The 16,985-nt window shown below is 73.8% G+C and carries 14 protein-coding genes and 1 pseudogene; 14 read left to right on the forward strand and 1 reads right to left on the reverse strand.

The features are described 5' to 3' along the window. The first annotated feature begins 16 nt into the window (after positions 1–16). The 12 genes from EBN88_RS01160 (at position 17) to EBN88_RS01215 (ending at position 14,425) form a co-directional block, all read left to right on the forward strand. A complete protein-coding gene (locus EBN88_RS01160) occupies positions 17–1,408 on the forward strand; it encodes an aminotransferase class III-fold pyridoxal phosphate-dependent enzyme (RefSeq protein WP_122181877.1) in 1,392 nt (463 codons plus the stop codon). Continuing rightward, positions 1,405–1,878: an acyl-CoA thioesterase gene (locus EBN88_RS01165; protein ID WP_122181878.1), complete on the forward strand. Its 474-nt coding sequence runs from the start codon at positions 1,405–1,407 to the stop codon at positions 1,876–1,878. The genes EBN88_RS01160 and EBN88_RS01165 overlap by 4 nt, the downstream gene beginning before the upstream one ends. After that, positions 1,847–2,386 (forward strand): 3-hydroxyacyl-ACP dehydratase FabZ family protein, encoded by a 540-nt coding sequence (locus tag EBN88_RS01170; protein WP_122181879.1) that lies wholly within the window; start codon positions 1,847–1,849, stop codon positions 2,384–2,386. The genes EBN88_RS01165 and EBN88_RS01170 overlap by 32 nt, the downstream gene beginning before the upstream one ends. Beyond that, positions 2,383–4,158 carry a beta-ketoacyl synthase N-terminal-like domain-containing protein gene (locus EBN88_RS31445; RefSeq protein WP_233580373.1) on the forward strand — a complete coding sequence of 592 codons (1,776 nt, stop codon included), beginning with the start codon at positions 2,383–2,385 and terminating at the stop codon, positions 4,156–4,158. The genes EBN88_RS01170 and EBN88_RS31445 overlap by 4 nt, the downstream gene beginning before the upstream one ends. A gap of 13 nt (positions 4,159–4,171) precedes the next feature. Continuing rightward, a complete protein-coding gene (locus EBN88_RS01180; protein ID WP_122181880.1) occupies positions 4,172–5,572 on the forward strand; it encodes a class I adenylate-forming enzyme family protein in 1,401 nt (466 codons plus the stop codon). Positions 5,573–5,768: 196 nt separating this feature from the next. Then, positions 5,769–6,725: a DMT family transporter gene (locus tag EBN88_RS01185; protein WP_122181881.1), complete on the forward strand. Its 957-nt coding sequence runs from the start codon at positions 5,769–5,771 to the stop codon at positions 6,723–6,725. 42 nt (positions 6,726–6,767) lie between these two features. Continuing rightward, entirely contained in the window at positions 6,768–7,757 is a 990-nt protein-coding gene (locus EBN88_RS01190) for an ornithine cyclodeaminase family protein (protein WP_122181882.1), read from the forward strand. Then, positions 7,754–8,932: an NAD(P)/FAD-dependent oxidoreductase gene (locus EBN88_RS01195; protein ID WP_199742213.1), complete on the forward strand. Its 1,179-nt coding sequence runs from the start codon at positions 7,754–7,756 to the stop codon at positions 8,930–8,932. Before EBN88_RS01190 ends, EBN88_RS01195 begins: the two co-directional genes overlap by 4 nt. Before the next feature lie 108 nt (positions 8,933–9,040). After that, a complete protein-coding gene (locus EBN88_RS01200; protein ID WP_122181883.1) occupies positions 9,041–10,123 on the forward strand; it encodes a saccharopine dehydrogenase in 1,083 nt (360 codons plus the stop codon). A gap of 49 nt (positions 10,124–10,172) precedes the next feature. Further along, positions 10,173–11,285, forward strand: a complete 1,113-nt coding sequence (locus EBN88_RS01205; protein ID WP_122181943.1) for a saccharopine dehydrogenase family protein — start codon at positions 10,173–10,175, stop codon at positions 11,283–11,285. A 270-nt stretch (positions 11,286–11,555) separates the two neighbouring features. Continuing rightward, a complete protein-coding gene (locus EBN88_RS01210) occupies positions 11,556–12,032 on the forward strand; it encodes a YbaK/EbsC family protein (protein WP_122181884.1) in 477 nt (158 codons plus the stop codon). 140 nt (positions 12,033–12,172) lie between these two features. Then, on the forward strand, positions 12,173–14,425 hold the full coding sequence (locus tag EBN88_RS01215) for a glycoside hydrolase family 97 protein (RefSeq protein ID WP_122181885.1): 2,253 nt from the start codon (positions 12,173–12,175) through the stop codon (positions 14,423–14,425). A gap of 59 nt (positions 14,426–14,484) precedes the next feature. On the opposite strand, the gene EBN88_RS01220 is transcribed toward EBN88_RS01215, so the two are convergent. Next, positions 14,485–15,219 (reverse strand): FadR/GntR family transcriptional regulator, encoded by a 735-nt coding sequence (locus EBN88_RS01220; RefSeq protein WP_122181886.1) that lies wholly within the window; start codon positions 15,217–15,219, stop codon positions 14,485–14,487. A gap of 231 nt (positions 15,220–15,450) precedes the next feature. On the opposite strand from EBN88_RS01220, the gene EBN88_RS01225 reads away from it, so the two are divergent. Both EBN88_RS01225 and EBN88_RS32800 read left to right on the forward strand, forming a co-directional pair. Continuing rightward, a complete protein-coding gene (locus EBN88_RS01225) occupies positions 15,451–16,293 on the forward strand; it encodes a fumarylacetoacetate hydrolase family protein (RefSeq protein ID WP_122181887.1) in 843 nt (280 codons plus the stop codon). 63 nt (positions 16,294–16,356) lie between these two features. Beyond that, a pseudogene (locus tag EBN88_RS32800) lies at positions 16,357–16,524 on the forward strand (VOC family protein); the annotation flags it as partial. Positions 16,525–16,985: the final 461 nt, after the last annotated feature.

Below are 16,985 nucleotides of genomic sequence, written 5' to 3' on the forward strand. Positions count from 1 at the left end.
AGGGACGGAGACGCCGTTGTCCGCGCCAGTCAGCACCCGGCTCACCGAATCCGAACTCGACCAGCTCCAGCGAAGTCAGTCCCTGCACTTCAACCACTACGGCCGCCCGCCGCTGCCCTTCGCCTGCCTGGGCGCCCGGGGCGTCGAGCTGGAGGCGGTCGAGCTGGCCGGGCCCCGACGTGGTGAAACGTTCACCCTCTTCGACGCCAGCGGCGGCTACGGCAGCGCCTGCCTGGGCGCCGGCCACGACAGCGTGCGGCGTTCCCTGGGGCGGGGCGTCACCGACACCGGGTACGTGACCGACGAGATCGCGTCCCGCGAACGGGCGGCCCTGCTGGACCAGCTGTTCGGGGCCGAGGGGCTGTGGACGGAGCACTTCCCCGGTGACGCCTACCACGTCGCGGGCCGCAACTCCGGTTCCGAGGGAGTGGAACTGGCCCTCCGGCTGGTCCTCGAATCGCGGTTCGACCCCAGGCGTCTGCGCCACCGCCCCGGGCGCGAGAAGCGGGACACCATCCTGGCGTTCGAGGGCGCCTGGCACGGCTGGACGCACGGCCTGCTGCCCCTCCTCAACCGCCGCCACTACCGGGTCGGTCTGCCGGGACCCGTCGCCGACCACGACTACGGCCTGCGCGTGGAGCACATCCCGTTCGGCGACGAGGGCGCGCTGGAGGAGTACTTCGCCGCCCACTCCGAGCGGCTGCTCGCCGTCTTCGTCGAGCCCGTCCAGGGCGACGCCGGAATCCTGCTGCCCCCGCCCGGCTACCTGCGCCGCCTGTCGGAGATGTGCGGGGACAACGACACCTGGCTGGTCGCCGACGAGGTGCTGACCTTCGCGAAGACCGGCGGCTGGTTCGGTATGCGCGACGCGCGGGGACCGGTGCCCACCGACATCACGGTGATCGGCAAGAGCCTGGGCATGGGCGTGCTGTCGACCTCCCTGGTCATCGCCCGCCGCGAGCTGCGGGCCCGTGCCACCGGCACCATCTCCACCTCCGACCTGCGGCCGCTGACCTGCGCCGTGATACGCGACGGCATCGATCACCTGGTGAGCGAGGAACTGCTCAAACACTCCGTCGCACTGGGCGCGCGGCTGGCCGACCGGCTGCGGTCCGGGCTCGTCGAGCGCTTCCCCGAGATCTACACGCACGCGCGGGGCCTCGGCGTGATGCACGGCGTGGAGCTGTCCGAGACCGCGTCGACCCAACTGGACCTCCTGCGCACCCACCTGATCTCGGCCGGGGTGTACGTCGAGTTCATGGCCGGTGCCGCGAAGCGGTCACACGGCCTGCGCTACGTGTACCCGACGATGCGGATCGCTCCGCCGCTGATCACCAGCGAGGCGCAGGCGGACGAGATCGTCGACCGGCTGAGCGAGGGCACCCGGCGCTTCCGGGAGACGCTGTGACCCCGGCGGACGCCCCCGCTACCGCCGTCGGCACGGTGCGGCGCCGGATCGAGCACGTCGACACCGACGCCTCGGGGGTCGTCCACTTCTCCCGGTATGTGTCCCTCCTGGAGACCTTCGTACTCGACCACTTCGAGGAACACGGCGCGGGTCTGGCCCGGATCGCCGAACTCGGCGCCGACCTCGCCGTCACCGAGCTGACGGTGCGCTACCGCAGGCCGGGCGCCTACCGGGACCCGATCGTGGGGGAGGTCGTCGTGGAGCACGTCGGGGCCGCCCGCGTCCGGGTGGCCGCCAGCCTGCTGCGTGAGGAGACGAACGGCTCACGCACCGAACTCGCCTCCGGAACCCTCACGTTCGCGGCCGTTCACCCGACGACCGGCGGCCCGGTGCCGCTGCCTCCGACTGTCCGTCACACTCTGAAAGGGATCACCCCCGATGCAGCTCGACACGACACCGCAGCCCACTGAACGCACGGCGGCGGTGCCCCCGGCGCGGGAGCCGCAGCGGGGCGCCGACCGGCAGATCGGCTTCTCGGAGCTGAAGAAGTGGCTGCGCCACCGCCACCCGATGATCTACATCGACCGGATAACCGACCACGAGCCCGGGGTCTTCCTCAGGAGCCTGCTGTCGGTCTCCGGAAACCTCGACGCCATCGCGGGGCACTTCCCGGAACGGGCGATCTACCCGGGAAGCCACCTGATGCAGGCGTTCGCGCAGTCCGGGATCATCCTCTACCAGCTGAGCACCAGCCCGCTGGCCGACGACGAACTGACGCTGATCGGTTCCGTCAAGTCGCGGTTCACCAGCCCCGTCGTCCCCGGCGACCAGGTGGTCTTCGACGTCCGGGCCGACCGGCTGGTCGGCACCACGTTCTTCTTCTCGTGCCAGGCCACCGTGGACGGCCTGACGGTCGCCGCCTTCCGTGGAACGCTGACCCGCAGGAAGGTCTCGGACCTCGGCCGTCAGCTGTGGTGACGGCCGGCACCGAGGCCGTCGTCACCGGCATGGCCTGGGCGACTCCGCTGGGCGACGGTCTCCAGGAGGTGTGGCGGCGGCTCTGCTCGGGCGCGACGGGTGTCGCCGACCAACCGTCGCCGCACCGGCTGCGCACGGAGCGTGCCGCCGCCGTGCCCTCCCCGCCCTACCGCCCCGGAGGCCGGGAGGCATGGGAACGGCAGGTCGCCCTCGCGGCGCGCACCATGGACGCGGCCCTGCGGGACGCGGGCGTGGCGGCGGACCACGGGCGGCTGACCCTCGTTCCGGGCACCAGCTTCGACGCCCGGATCGACCGCGAGGCCCCCGAGGAGGACTGGGCCGTGGCGGCAGCCCGCCAACTCGGCCACCCCAGAAGGCCGTTGGTGGTCACCACCGCCTGCTCGGCCGGGGCCGACAGCCTGTTACTCGCCCTGGCACTGCTCCGCGAGGGGGGCGGCGAGGGAATCTTCCTGGCCGGCGGCGTCGACGTGCTGACCGAGGCCAAGCGGCTCGGTCACTCCGCGCTCGGCACGATGAGCCCCACCGGGCTGCGCGCCTTCGACGTGGCGCACGACGGCATGACCCTCGGCGAGGGCGCGGGCTTCCTGGTGCTGGAGGGCGCCGCCGCCGCCCGCCGCCGGGGCGCCCGGGTGTACGCGACGCTGAGCGGCGCGGGTTCGGCCAACGACGCCTTCGGACTGACCGCACCGGACCCGTCGGGGCGCACCGTGACCGCCGCGGTGCGGCGGGCCCTCGCGGGGTCGGGCGGCGTGCCCGGCGACGTGGCCGTGATCTGTGCGCACGGCACCGGCACCCCGGCCAACGACGAGGTCGAAGCCGCCACCGTGCAGCGGCTGTTCGGCGGCGTCCGGAGCGGACCCGTCCCCGTGGTCTTCGGCACCAAGGGGGCGCTCGGCCACAGTCTCGGTGCCACCGGGGCGATCGAGGCGGTGGCCACCGTGCTCGCCCTGCGCGAAAGACAGGTGCCTCCGCTCCACGGGCTCTCCTCCCCGCTGCCGGGGCTGTCGCTCCGGCTGCCCCGTGGGGGGCCGGAGAAGGCGTACGGGACGCGGGGCATCAGCCTCACGCTGGGGTTCGGCGGATTCAACACCTGTCTGCTGTTCGACTCCGGGCCGCCCGCCGGGGATGCCGGAGACGGCGCGGCCACGGCGGTGCCCGCCGGCCCCGCGTCTGACCCGCCGCTCGCCGTCGCCGGGCACGCGACGCTGCGCGTCACCGACCCCGCCTCCCACACCCGCGACAAGCCGTCCTTCTACGCCGATCCGGTCGCCTGGCTGATCGTCTCCGCCGTCGAGGAGGCGCTCGCCCCCTGCCGGGAGGAGGCCCTGGCGGAGCCCGACGAGGTCGCCGTCCTGGTGACCCACGACGGCCAAGCCCTGCCCACGCACCGGAGGATCGCCCGGGACGCGGCGCGCGGCCGCGTCTCGCCCCTGCGGTTCGCCGGCTCCAACCCCGGCATCCTGGCCGGACTCACCTGCCTCACCCTCGGTCTGCGGGGCCCGTCCCTGGTCCTGGAGGCGGACCCGGCGGACGCCGGGAACGCCGGGACCGCGCTGGTCGGGGACTGGCTGCGCACCGGCCGGGCGAGGTACGTGCTGTGGGCCGCCCACCGAGCGGACGGCGACGCGCACACGGCGACCTGCGTGGTGCTCCGTCCCGGGACGCCCGACGACGACGGTGCCGACGGCGCCGGGTTCGCCCGGCAACTGCTCACCGACCCGCCGACCGCCGACGCGGTACAGCGGCCATGAAGGGACACCACGGATGTCTGCCACGGATGACCTCGTGTTGGAACACCGGCGGGTCGCCGAGTTCCTGGACCGCTCCTCCGAGCCCGGCGCGGCGGACGGCCCGGAGCCGTCGCTGGACGACACCCTCGCCGCGCTGGCCGCGCTGGGCCTGCCGCCCGGCAGCGCCGTGCTGCTGGCGCTCTCCAACTCCCTGCACATGCTGCGCCTCTACCTGTCCGCCCTGCTCCTGGGGCTCGTGCCGCTCGCCGTCGCCCCGGCGACCCCCTCGGCGCGCATCCGTGGGCTGGCCAGGCGACTTGACGTAGCGGCGCTGATCGCCGCCTGGCCCGACCCGGAGCGCTACGGCGCCCCGCGCGCCCACCCGGTCCCGGGCGGCGCGGCCGTCCTGCTGAACGACGCGAGCGGCCCGCCCCCGTACCGGGCGGGAGACGTGTTGATGTCGACCTCCGGGACGTCCGGGGCCGCCAGCGCCTGCCTGCACCGGACCTCGTCCCTGCTGCGCAACGCGGAGCGGCACGCCGGGGCCGTGGGGATGCGCGCGGGGGACACCGTCCTCGTCAACCTGCCCCTGTACTACTCGTACGCGATGGTCGCTCAGGTGCTGGCCGCGTACGGGTGCGGTGCCAGGGTGGTGGTGTCCGGGCCGCCCTTCTCCCCGGCCACCTACGTCAAGCAGATCGCTGACCACGGGGTGACCCACTCCTCCATCACGCCGACGATCGTCCGGCGGCTCATCGAAGGACCCACGGGAACGCCGTCGGGCGTCCGGGCGCTCACCGTCGGCGGCGACCACCTGCCGCCGGACCAGGTGGCCCGGCTGCTGGCGGCCCGTCCCGGCGCGGAGCTGTACCTCACCTATGGGCTGACCGAGGCGGGCCCCCGGGTGTCCACCCTCGCCGCGCACGCGGAACCCCCGCGCCGGTACGCCTCCGTGGGGCTGCCGCTGCCCGGGGTCCGGGTCTGGCTGCGCGAGCGGCCCGGCGACGAGGGCACCGGTGAACTCATGGTCGCCAGCGACACGGCGCTCGTGCGCAAGATCTCCGACGCACCAGGAGCCGGACGGACGCTCGCCGCCCCGGGGGTCGTCGCGACCGGCGACGTCTTCCGCATCGAGGACGGCTACCTCTTCTTCCGGGGCCGTCTGTCGGACTTCGTGATGATCCGGGGCGAGAAGGTCTCCCTCAGCTCCGTCCGCCACACCGCGCTGACCCTGCCCGGCGTGGAGCGCTGTGTGACGAGGGTGGGCACGGGGGACGACGGAGAGTCCTTTCTCGAGGTGGAGTTGGCGGTACCCGATCCACCGCCCGACGCGGCGCGGACCTTGCGGCGGGCCCTCAACTCCCTCCTCCTGCCGTCGGAGCGCCCCCGCACCGTCACGGTGACCGAGGCCGACCGGGAGGGCTTCCACAAGTGACCGCGCCATCCGTCCCCCGTGTGCCGACGCGGAGGGGGCCGCACTCCGACGAGGGCCGCGCCGTGCCCCACCGCGACGGCGGCCACGGCGCCCGGTGCGTGGGAGTTCCCCGGCTGCCGGGGCGCGTCAGCGCGCGACCGCCGCAGGCCGAGCCGGGGCCGTCGGGACGCTCCACCGTCGGGAGGGAGGGACAGGGATGGTGAGGGGCTATCTGCTCATCGGGCTCTCCGCGACCGGCTTCGGGCTCATGCCCGTCTTCGCCACGTTCGCCTACCGTGACGGGCTGACCCTCGCCACGCTGCTCTTCCTCCGCTTCGCCCTCGCGGCGGCGGTCTTCCTCCCGTACGCGGTCCGCCACGCCCGCCGCACCGGCCCCCCGAAGCGGGCGGACCTGCTGCGGCTGGTCGTGCTGGGCGGAGTCCTGTACACGGCACAGTCGACGCTGTACTTCTCGTCCGTCAAGCACATCTCGCCCGCGCTGGCCGCCCTGTTGTTGTACGTGTACCCGGCCCTGGTGGCCACGGTGTCCGCCGTCCTCGGCCGGGACAGGCCCTCGCTGGCCGTCGTCGGCTCGATGCTGGCGTCCTTCGCCGGCGTGTCACTCGTGCTGGGCCGCATCGGGACGGACCTGAACGTCGTGGGCGTCCTCCAGGTGCTCGGCGCCGCCGGGGTCTACACCGCCTACATCCTGTACGGCGACCGGGTGAGCGGCAGCGTGCACCCCGTGGTGATGACGGCCTGTGTCTCGGCGGCCGCGGCGGTCTCCTTCCTGCTGTACGGGGCGGCCACGGGCGACCTGAGACTCGACTTCGCCTACCGGGGCTGGCTCTGGGTGCTCGCCCTGGCCCTGGCCTCCACGGTCGTGGCGATTCTCTGCTTCTTCCTCGGGATGACCCTGATCGGTCCGACGCGCGCGTCGATCGGCAGCATGTTGGAGCCCGTGGTGAGCATCGTCGCCAGCGCGGTGCTGCTGAGCAGCGGGCTGACGTGGCTGCAACTCCTCGGTGCCGCCCTGGTCCTGACCGGTGCCACCGTGGGCGTCCTCTCCCGCCGTCCCCCGTCCCCGGGCGCGCCGCCCGCGCTGCCGCCGCAGCTCTCGCGGGACCACGACGCCACGCCACCACGTTCCGGGCAGCCGCCCCCGCGCCGCTGACGGCCGCCGCCCGCCCCTCCCCGAGGAGAACCAGGAGACCCCATGCCCCCACATCCGCTCTTCTGTTCGGCCGATGAGGTCGAGACGCTGCTCGGAACGGACGAGGCCATCGCCTCCCAGCGCCGCGCGTTCACCGCCCTCGCCCACGGCACGGTCGATCTGCCACCGAAGATCATGCATCCGAGCCGCTTCGACGACAGCGTGATGTTCTGTTACGTGTCCCGCCTCTCCGAGGACACCGGCGCCGTCGCCAAGTTCGGCGGCGTCCACCCCGCCAACCGCGCGCACGGCCTGCCCAGCGTGAACGCGGTCGTCGTCGTTCTCGACCCGGTCACCGGGGTCGTCGTCGCGGTACTGGACGGCACCACGGTGACGACCCTGCGCACGGCGGCGGCGAGCGCGGTGGCCGTCGACGCGCTCGCGCTTCCCGAAGCGGACGAGCTGGGGCTGATCGGATCGGGCACCCAGGCGCTGGCCCACGCCCGGGCGATCGCGCGGATACGGCCGCTGCGCGCGGTGCGCGTCTGGAGCCCCACCGAGAGGCACCGCGTCCGGGCCGCCGAGCGCATCGCCGTCGAACTCGGGGTGCGGGCCGACGCGGTGGGCAGCGCGCGGGAGGCGGTGAACGGCGTGCCCATGGTCGCCACCTGCACCCTCAGCCGCGAGCCGGTCGTGCGCGGGCCGTGGCTTTCGCCGGGCGCCACGGTGGTGGGCGTCGGCTCGTTCGAACCCGACCGGCACGAGGTGGACGCGCACGCCCTGCGACGGGCCGCCACGGTCGTCGTGGATGATCCGCGAACCGCCGCCGGACACGCGGGGCCCGTGGTCGCCGCGCTCGACGGCGGCGACCTCGGGCCCGGCGACCTCGTGCCCCTCGGCGAGGTACTGACCGGGCAGCGGGCGGCCCGCTCCTCCGAGCGGGACATCGTCCTGTACTTCAGCGTGGGCCTCGGCCTCCAGGACGCGGCGGCGGCCTGGGCCGTCGTCGACGCGGCCAGGGCCTCGGCCGAGCGACCGGCGGTCGCGCGATGAGCGGGCGCGGGGCCCGGCCGGGCGGCGCCCTGCCGGACCGGGCGTCGGTCGTCGTCATCGGCGGCGGGGTGATGGGCACCAGCATCGCCTACCACCTCGCCCGCGCCGGCGTGCGCGACGTGGTGCTCGTCGAGCGGGACCAACTGGCCTCCGGTTCCACGTCCAAGGCCGCTGGGGGAGTGCGGGCGCAGTTCTCCGACGTCCTGAACATCCAGCTCGGCGCCCGGAGCCTGGAGGCCTTCGGCCGCTTCGGCGAGGAACCGGGGCACGACATCGGGCTGCACCGGGTGGGGTACCTCTTCCTCCTGTCGACACCCGAGCAGGTGGCCTCCTTCGAGGCCGGTGTGCGGTCGCAGAACGGCCTGGGCGTGCCCAGCCGCATGATCGACGTCGCCGAGGCACAACGGCTGTCCCCGCTGATCAGCGCCGAGGGGCTGCTGGCCGCCGCCTTCTCCCCGGACGACGGGTACTGCACCCCCGAGGCGGTGGTGCTCGGTTACGCCGACGCCGCGCGGCGGCACGGCGTGGTGATCGTCCGGCGGTGCGCCGTCACCGCCATCGAGACGAAGGGGTCGGGCATCACGGCGGTCCTCACCTCCCGGGGGAGGATCGCCACGACCGACGTCATCTGCGCCGCCGGTGCCTGGTCGGCCGAGGTCGGCGCCATGGTGGGCGTGGACCTGCCCGTGCGGCCGCTGCGCCGTCAGATCGCCGTCACCGGAGCGGTGCCGGGGATGCCGCCCGACGCGCCCATGACGATCGACTTCGACAGCGGCTTCTACTTCCACGGGGAGGGCCCCGGCGTCCTGCTCGGCATGTCCGACCCCGAGGAGACTCCGGGCTTCCGCACCACGGTCTCCGACGCGTGGCTGCCTCGGCTGCACGCCGCGATGAGCCGGCGCGCCCCCGCCCTGCTGGAGGCACCCGTCACCGGCGGCTGGGCCGGGCTGTACGAAACCACCCCCGACCACAACGCGCTGATCGGCGAGGCGGGCGGCCCCACCCGCTTCCTGTACGCCACCGGGTTCTCCGGGCACGGCTTCCTCCAGGCGCCGGCGGTGGGCGAGGTGGTCCGCGACCTGTACCTCGGCCGGGAGCCCTTCGTCGATGTGTCCCCGTTGCGAGCCGAGCGGTTCGCCGCTCAGGAGGCGCGCCCCGAGGCCAATCTCGTGTGAGCGGAACCCCGTACACCCCGTAACCCCGTAACCCCGGACTCCCAGGCATCCGCGCCACCGAAGCACCGTCGCGACCGGCACCGAAACCGACAGGAGCGGCCGACCGCCATGACCGATGCCCCGCAGCTCTGGATGCGCCGCGAGACCCGCCCTCACGAGCGGCGCGCCCCGATCACTCCGAAGGACGCCCGTCGGCTCGTCGCCGCCGGGGTCCCCGTGACCGTCGAGGACTGCCCGCAACGGGTGTTCCCGCTGTCGGCCTACCTGGCCGCCGGATGCCGGTCCGCCGCACCGGACGCCTGGACCGGCGCCCCGCGCGGCACGGTCGTCGTCGGCCTGAAGGAACTCCCCGACGAACCGGCCGAGTTGGTGCACCGTCATGTCATGTTCGGCCACGCCTACAAGGGTCAGCCGGGCGCCGCGCGCCTGCTGGAGCGGTTCGCGAGGGGCGGCGGCGAGCTGCTCGACCTGGAGGAACTCACCGACGACCTGGGCCGCCGCCTGGCCGCCTTCGGCTACTGGGCCGGGTACGCCGGGGCGGCCCTCGCGGTCCTGCACGCCCGGGGCAGGCTCACCTCGCCCGTCGCCCCGACCACGCGGGCCGCGCTGGACGCCTCCTTGGAACGGGCACCCGACGACCCGGAGTTCAGGGCCCTGGTCCTCGGCGCGCTCGGCCGCTGCGGACGCGGCGCGTGCGACGCGCTGACCGCCGCCGGCGTCGACCCGGTCCGCTGGGACCTGGCCGAAACCCGCCGGCTCGACCGCCCGGCCCTGCTCGCCCACGGCCTGCTGGTCAACGCCGTGCTCAGCACGGCTCCCGCCACCCCGTTCCTCACCCCGCGCGACCTCGACGCCCCACACCGCAGGCTCGCCACCATCTGCGACGTGACGTGTGACGTCGGATCGGAGTGCGACATGCTGCCGATCTACGACGCGGTGACCAGCTGGGAGCGGCCCGTACGCAGACTGCTCGACGCGCCGCCGCTCGACCTGATCGCCCTGGACAACCTCCCCTCGCTGCTGCCCGATGAGGCCAGCGTGGACTTCTCGGCGGCGCTGCTGCCCCAACTGCTCGCCCTCGCCCACGGCCACGACGGCCCGGCCTCCCCGTGGGGCCGTTGCGCGGCCCGTTTCCACACGGCACTGCTGACGGACATCGACCGCACCTCGGGAAGGACCGGACGTGACTGAAGTGAACGGCGCGACCGACGTGATCGCCCCCACCGGCACCGTGCACTGGATGGGGGCCGGCCTGTCCACGGGCAGCGGCCTCGCTGCCGTCCTCCGCACGGCAGCCCGGGTGCGACTCTGGCACCGTGGCGTCGACCGCGCCGAGAAGGCGCTGGACCGGCTCGGGCTGTCCGGGCGCGTCGCCCCCCGTGCCTTCACCCCCGAAGCGCTGAGCGCGGAACTGACCCCAGGCGACATCGTGGTCTCCATGCTGCCTGCCCGCGAACACGACGCGCTGCTGCGCGTGTGCGTCGACCACCGGGTCCATTTCGCCTGTAGCAGCTACGCCTCCGACACCATGCGCGCACTCGACCCGGTCGCCGCCGCGAACGGCACCGTGGTCCTCGCGGAGGCCGGTCTCGATCCGGGCATCGACCATCTCTTCGCCCACAGCCTGATCGGCCGGGCCGGGGAACGGTGGGGCGACGCGCCCGCACGGGTCCGCTTCACCTCCTACTGCGGGGGAGTGCCGGCCGTTCCCAACGCCTTCCGCTACCGCTTCAGTTGGGCGCCCCGAGGCGTTCTGGGAGCGCTGCGCACCCCCGCCCGTCATGTGGCGAACGGCGTCCCGGTCACCGCCGTGCGGCCGTGGGAGGCCGCCGTCACGCGGACGGTCGGCGGCGAGACCTTCGAGGTGTACCCCAATCGCGACAGCGTGCCCTTCATCGCCCAGTACGGGCTTCCCCCGCAGTGGAGCGTGGACACGTTCGTCCGGGGCACGCTGCGCCTGGAGGGCTGGCTCAACGCCTGGGAACCGGTCTTCGCCGAACTGCGCCGTGGTGACGACACGCGGATCGCCTCCCTGGCAGACGAGTTGGCGGCACGTCACCCCACCACCGACAGCGACCGCGACCGCGTGGTCCTGACGGTCTCCCTTGACGTGCGCGACGACGCCGGGGACACCTGGGAGGGCCACTACCTCCTCGACACGGTCGGCGACGCCGCCGAGAGCGCCATGGCCCGCTGCGTGTCCCGGCCCCTGGCGGACGGGGTGGGACAGATCCTGCACGGCCTCCTGCCGGCGGGCCTGACCTGCGCGGCCCGTGGCGCCGACGACTCCGAACGGGCTCTCGCCCGCCTCGCCGAACAGGGCATCGACTTCACCCGTCACCTCCCCGACTGAGCCCCGGTGGGGCCCCCGGCGGGGACGCGGGACGCGCGGGTGGGGTGGTCCCGTACGCTTCCTTCGGTTCCCTCCGGCACCGCGCGGAGAAGCGGGAACCCACCGAGACGGTCAGCCGACCGTGGCAGGGACCCCCGGGCGCCGGCCCGGGGAGCGGACGTCAGATCCCAGCGGTACGACCGACGGTCCTCATGGTGCGACGAGCGGCGGACCACCCGGCCACGTCGCACCGTCGACAGGGGCGCGCACCGCCCCAGGGAGGCATGTTTCATGCACACGGCAGTCCAGCGGGTTCGCGAGGTCCTGACCGAGCACGGCGCCCCGGTCAGCATCGTGGAACTGCCCGACCCCGCCCCGACGGCCGCCGCGGCGGCGGCGCAACTGGGCTGCGCCGTGGGCGCCGTGGCCAACAGCATCGTCTTCCGCGTCGACGGTGAGCCACTCCTGGTCGTCACCAGCGGCGGGCACCGCGTCGACACCCGTCTCCTGGCCGGTCTCCGTGGCGTGGCCCACCGCAGGGTCCGGCGGGCCGACCCCGACTACGTCCTTGAGGTCACCGGCCAGCGCGTCGGCGGCGTCGCCCCGATCGGTCACCCCGAGCCCCTGCCGACGCTGATCGACGAGCACCTTCACACGTACCCGCACATCTGGGCGGGGGCGGGACTCCCCCACACCGTGTTCCGGACGACCTGTGCGGATCTGACCCGCCTGACCGGGGCCAGGACGGCGAGGGTGGCCGGCGCCTGACGGTGACCGGGCTGACCGCGCACGGCGCACCGCGTTCCGGGTTATGTCATGTCCTCTTCCGTTCCCTTCGATTGCTTGCTTCTGTGGAAGCGACCACGAACCCACACTGCCAAACAGCTTGTGCAACACGGGAGTTGCCCATGAGGAAGAGGCAGAAGCCCCGAGCCGCCCGAGCGTTCCCGGTGCGTTCCGCACTGGTGATCGCCGTGGCGGCGGGGGCCCTTCAGACGAGTCCAGCGCACGGAGCCGCCCCGGAGACCTGGACCGTCAGCGGGCCGGCGGGCCCGTCCGGCGTCTCCGCCGAAGTCACCCTCGACGAGGGCGCGTTGAGCTTCTCGGTCGCCAGCGGGGACAGCACCGTCCTGTCCCCGGCCCCGATCGGGATCGAGACCGACGACGCCGACCTGACCCGGGACCTGGAGTTCGCACAGCGCGAGGACCGGACCGTCACCGAGTCCTACGCCATGACGACGGGCAAGAGCGCGCGGCCGGAGACCACCTACACCGAGACCACCCTGTCGTTCACCGGCGAGAACGGGGCCGCGCTCGACATCGTCGTGCGGGCCTCCGACACCGGGGCCGCCTACCGCTATGTGCTGCCGGGCTCGGGCACGGTGACGGTCAACGGCGAGGCGTCCACCTGGAGCGTGCCGGCCGACGCCGACGCCTGGCTGGTGCCCGAACACGCCGAGGACCAGGGCAGATGGCTGCCGACCACGGCCGGCGCCGCGCCGAGCGGCGACTACGCGGTGCCGGCGCTCTTCGAGGTGGACGGCACCTACGCGCTGCTGGCCGAGACCGACCTCGACGGCCGCTACGCCGGCGCCCGCCTCACCCACGAGGAGGGCTCGGCCACCTACACGACCACCCTGGAGGGCGACCCGGTCACCGCCGAACTGCCGCTGGCAACGCCCTGGCGCACCGCCGCGATCGGCGACCTGGCGACCGTCACCGAGTCCAGCGTCGTGGACGACCTCGCCCCACCGTCCCGGATCGAGGACACCTCCTGGATCGAGCCCGGCACGGTCGCCTGGTCCTGGCTGACCGAGCACTCCAGCCCCGGCGACCCCGACCGGCAGCGCGAGTACATCGACTTCGCCCAGCGCAACGGCTGGGACTACGTCCTGATCGACGAGGGCTGGGACCCGGCCTGGGTCCCCGAGGTCGTGGACCACGCGCGGGAGCGGGGCGTCGGGGTGATCCTCTGGTTCCACTCCGACGACCTCGACACCGCCGAGGAGCGCGCCGAGTGGCTGCCGCTGGTGAGGAGTTGGGGCGTCGCGGGCCTGAAGGTCGACTTCGCCTTCGAGTTCGTCCAGCCGACGCTCCAGTGGTACGACGCCATCCTCGCCGAGACCGCCGAGCACGAGCTGATGGTCAACTTCCACGGCAGCGGCACCCTGCGCGGGACACAGCGCACCTGGCCGCACGTGATGACCTCGGAGGCGGTCTTCGGGGCCGAGCAGCAGCAGAACCGGGCCGCGCTCAACACCATCCTCCCCTTCACCCGCAACGTGGTCTCCAGCATGGACTTCACCCCGGTGACCTTCAGCATCGCCAACCGGGACACCACCGACGCCCACGAGCTGGCCACCGCGCTGGTCTTCGAGTCCGGCTGGCAGCACCTCGCGGACAACCCCGAGTCCTACCAGCTGCGGCCCGAGGCGCTGCGCGTCCTCAACCAGCTGCCCACCGCCTGGGACGAGACCCGGCTGCTGGGCGGCCAGCCGGGACAGGACGCCTACCTCGCCCGGCGCGGCGGCGACACCTGGTATGTGGGCGGCATCCGTTCGGGCTCGGCGACCACTTTCGAGACGCCGCTGAGCTTTCTCGGCGACGGCGAGTGGCTGGTCGAGACCGTGCGGGACGGGGACGGCGGGCTGGTCGCGGAGACCAGCGTGGTCACGGGCGCGGACACGCTGTCCGTTCCGGTGGCGGAGAACGGAGGGTTCGCCACCGTCGTCTGCCCCGCCACCGAGGGCGCCTCGACCTGCGGCGGCGGGAGCGCCGGCGGCCTGCTGCGCGGCGCGGCCTCCGGGCGGTGCGTCGACGTTCCCGACGGCGAGCGGGCGGGCGGGACTCCGGTCGCGCTCTGGGACTGCAACGGCGGCGCCAACCAGGTCTGGACCCCCACCGAAGCGGGCGAGTTGAGGGTCCACGGCGACAGCTGCCTGGACACCGCCGGCGGCGCCACGGAGAACGGGACGGCCGTGGTGATCGAGGACTGCGACGGCGCGCCGACCCAGCGGTGGTCGCTCGACGGGACCGGCCCGGTGGTCAACGAGGCGTCGGGCACCTGCCTCGACGCCTATGACACCGGCACGGAGAACGGCACCCCGCTGGTGCTCTGGCCCTGCGGCGGCGCCGGCAACCAGAGCTGGACCCTGGGCTGAGCCAGGGGAGCGGCACGACGGCGAACGGAGACGGCCCGGGAGGCCCAGGGCCGTCTCCGTCAGCCGTGGGCGGCCCGCGCGTCGGCGGCCTGGAGCGTGGTGTTGTGCTCGTGGATCAGCCGCAGCGCCTCGTCCCTGTCCCTGCGGTCGAGCGCGTCCACCAGGTCGCGGTGGAGTTCGTGCCGGTGCGCGATGTACTCGCCCAACGGCTGGTCGCTGGCGGGCAGCACGGTCAGCGTGTGGCGCTCGATCAGGTCGAGCAGATGCGTGTAGAGCGAGCTGAGCAGCGCGTTGGGGCTGGTCGCCGCGATGGCGGCGTGCAGCCGCCAGTTGGCGTGGACGAACGCGACGGGATCGGCCGCGTCCTTGGCCTCCTCCATGGCCGCGATGTGCCGGCGCAGCCCGGCGATGTCGGCCGGGGAGGCGTGCCAGAGGGCGTCCTCGATCAGCAGCGGGTCGAGGGCGTCGCGGATGCGCACCGCGTCGGCGACGTCGTTCGCCTGGGTGTCCAGCGCGAGCACGGAGTTGCCGAGCCGGACCATCGGGGACTGCTCGGCGCTGAACAGCCCGCCGCCCGGGCCCGGCTTCACGGTGACCAGGCCGCGCGACTGGAGGAGGCGCAGCGCCTCGTTGAAGGTGCCGACCGAGACCCCGCACAGCGTCCTCAGCTCCTCCTTGGTGCCCAGCCGGGAGCCGGGCGGCACGCTCTCGACCAGCTCGGCGACCTTCTCGGCGGCGCGCTCGGCGCGCCCCGACGGCGTCGGCCGTGCGGCACGGTCGGGGGTGACCCTCACATCGTCTCCTCAAGCCGTCATATTCATCATGGCGATTGTGCTCGCATCCCTTGACGCTGTGGTGCACCACGTGCAACATCAGGGTAATCATCATGCTGAATTGCCGATGGGGGAGCAAGACCTCCGTTGTCGCTGGCGGCGCGTCGCGCGACTCCCTCGGCAGTCGAGCGGCCGCCCGAGCCGTTCCCCGGCCCGGGCGTTCCGCTCCCGTTCCCCGTCCGGGAGACCCCTATGCGCATCGCCAACCTCTCCGGCCGCCTGGCCCTCGTCGTCGACGGCCGCGCCGTGGACGTCGCTCAGGCAAGCGACGGCCGCTTCTCCGCGGACCCGCAGGCCGTCTTCGCACGATGGGAGGAGTTCCGCGCCTGGGCCGACGCCGCCGAACTGCCGGAGGGCGCCGCGTTCGACCCGGCCGACCTGGGCTCGCCGGCCCCCGCGCCGCGTCAGGTGCTGGCCGTCGGCCTCAACTACCGCGACCACGCCGCCGAGTCCGGCTTCGCCGTGCCCGATGGCCTGCCGCCCGTCTTCACCAAGTTCGCCACCAGCATCACCGGTCCCGTCACCGAGGTGCGGCTGCCGGCGGACGGCCACACCGACTGGGAGGTCGAGCTGGTCGCCGTCGTCGGACGCCACGCCGAGAACGTCGCCGAGGCCGACGCCTGGGACCATGTCGCCGGCCTCGCCGTCGGCCAGGACATCTCCGAGCGCATCACCCAACTCGCCGGCCCTGCCCCCCAGTTCAGCCTCGGCAAGTCCTTCCCCGGCTTCGCCCCGATCGGCCCCTGGCTGGTCACGCCCGACGAGTTCGACAACCCCGACGACCTCGAACTGACCTGCTCGATCAACGGCGAGGAGGTCCAGAAGGGCCGCACGAGCGACCTGATCCACTCCGTGCCCGCCCTCCTCGCCCGCCTCTCCGCCGTGCTGCCGCTGCTCCCCGGCGACGTCGTCTTCACCGGCACCCCGGCCGGCGTCGGCCTGGGCCGGGACCCGCAGCGCTTCCTCGCGGCCGGCGACGAACTCGTCAGCTCCGTCGAGGGCATCGGCGAACTGCGACAGACCTTCGTCGCCTGAAGCCACCGGCCTCGACGGACAAAGGAGTCCCCAGGGGCACCGCACCGACTGACCTCCATCACCATGGGGGTCCCCCAGGTCGCCGAGACCGCCGCCTACTACACCGACTTCGGCCTCACCCCCGAGGACGACGGCTGGTTCGCCACCCAGGACGGCGGCCGGCAGCTGCGCATCGTGCACGCGCCGACCCGCCGCCTGGTCGAGGTGCGCGTCGGCGTCGACAGCCCCGACCTCGACGGCACCACCGCGTTCTTCCGCGACGGCCTCGGCTTCAGGGCCTCCGATTCTTCAGCCAGCCCGAGGTGGAGGACGTGCTCGCCGCCGCCGTCGCGCGCCAGCCCACGGTCACCGTGCGGCGCGGGTGCCGCCGGCGCCTACCCGCTGCGCCGGCGGGACGGCGCCCGGGTCACCGTCGCGGCCATGGGCGCGCGGGGTCAGCCGGACGCCGGGGCGTGCTCGGCGCCGCCGACCCAGACGCGGCGGACGGCGCGGGTCGCGGTGATGTCGGCGAGCGGGTCGCCGTCGACCAGCAGCGGGTCGGCGCCGTAGCCGGGGCGGATCGCGCCCCGGTCCCGCAGCCGGAAGTCCTGCGCGGGCGGGACGGTCGCCGCCAACCGGGCGCGTCGGAGCGGCGGGTGAGGGCGCGGGTTCCGGCCTCGGGACATGATGGGGGCACCGGCCAGGTGCGAGAG

Source organism: Streptomyces triticirhizae (assembly GCF_003696235.1).
GTDB classification, from domain to species: domain Bacteria; phylum Actinomycetota; class Actinomycetes; order Streptomycetales; family Streptomycetaceae; genus Streptomyces; species Streptomyces triticirhizae.

What these genes read in the sequence shown, in the direction of transcription:
- EBN88_RS01170 (WP_122181879.1), top strand. Translation starts at nt 1,847, where the DNA reads ATGCAGCTCGACACGACACCGCAGCCCACTGAACGCACGGCGGCGGTG.
- EBN88_RS01180 (WP_122181880.1), top strand. Translation starts at nt 4,172, where the DNA reads ATGTCTGCCACGGATGACCTCGTGTTGGAACACCGGCGGGTCGCCGAG.
- EBN88_RS01185 (WP_122181881.1), top strand. Translation starts at nt 5,769, where the DNA reads ATGGTGAGGGGCTATCTGCTCATCGGGCTCTCCGCGACCGGCTTCGGG.
- EBN88_RS01190 (WP_122181882.1), top strand. Translation starts at nt 6,768, where the DNA reads ATGCCCCCACATCCGCTCTTCTGTTCGGCCGATGAGGTCGAGACGCTG.
- EBN88_RS01195 (WP_199742213.1), top strand. Translation starts at nt 7,754, where the DNA reads ATGAGCGGGCGCGGGGCCCGGCCGGGCGGCGCCCTGCCGGACCGGGCG.
- EBN88_RS01200 (WP_122181883.1), top strand. Translation starts at nt 9,041, where the DNA reads ATGACCGATGCCCCGCAGCTCTGGATGCGCCGCGAGACCCGCCCTCAC.
- EBN88_RS01205 (WP_122181943.1), top strand. Translation starts at nt 10,173, where the DNA reads ATGGGGGCCGGCCTGTCCACGGGCAGCGGCCTCGCTGCCGTCCTCCGC.
- EBN88_RS01210 (WP_122181884.1), top strand. Translation starts at nt 11,556, where the DNA reads ATGCACACGGCAGTCCAGCGGGTTCGCGAGGTCCTGACCGAGCACGGC.
- EBN88_RS01215 (WP_122181885.1), top strand. Translation starts at nt 12,173, where the DNA reads ATGAGGAAGAGGCAGAAGCCCCGAGCCGCCCGAGCGTTCCCGGTGCGT.
- EBN88_RS01225 (WP_122181887.1), top strand. Translation starts at nt 15,451, where the DNA reads ATGCGCATCGCCAACCTCTCCGGCCGCCTGGCCCTCGTCGTCGACGGC.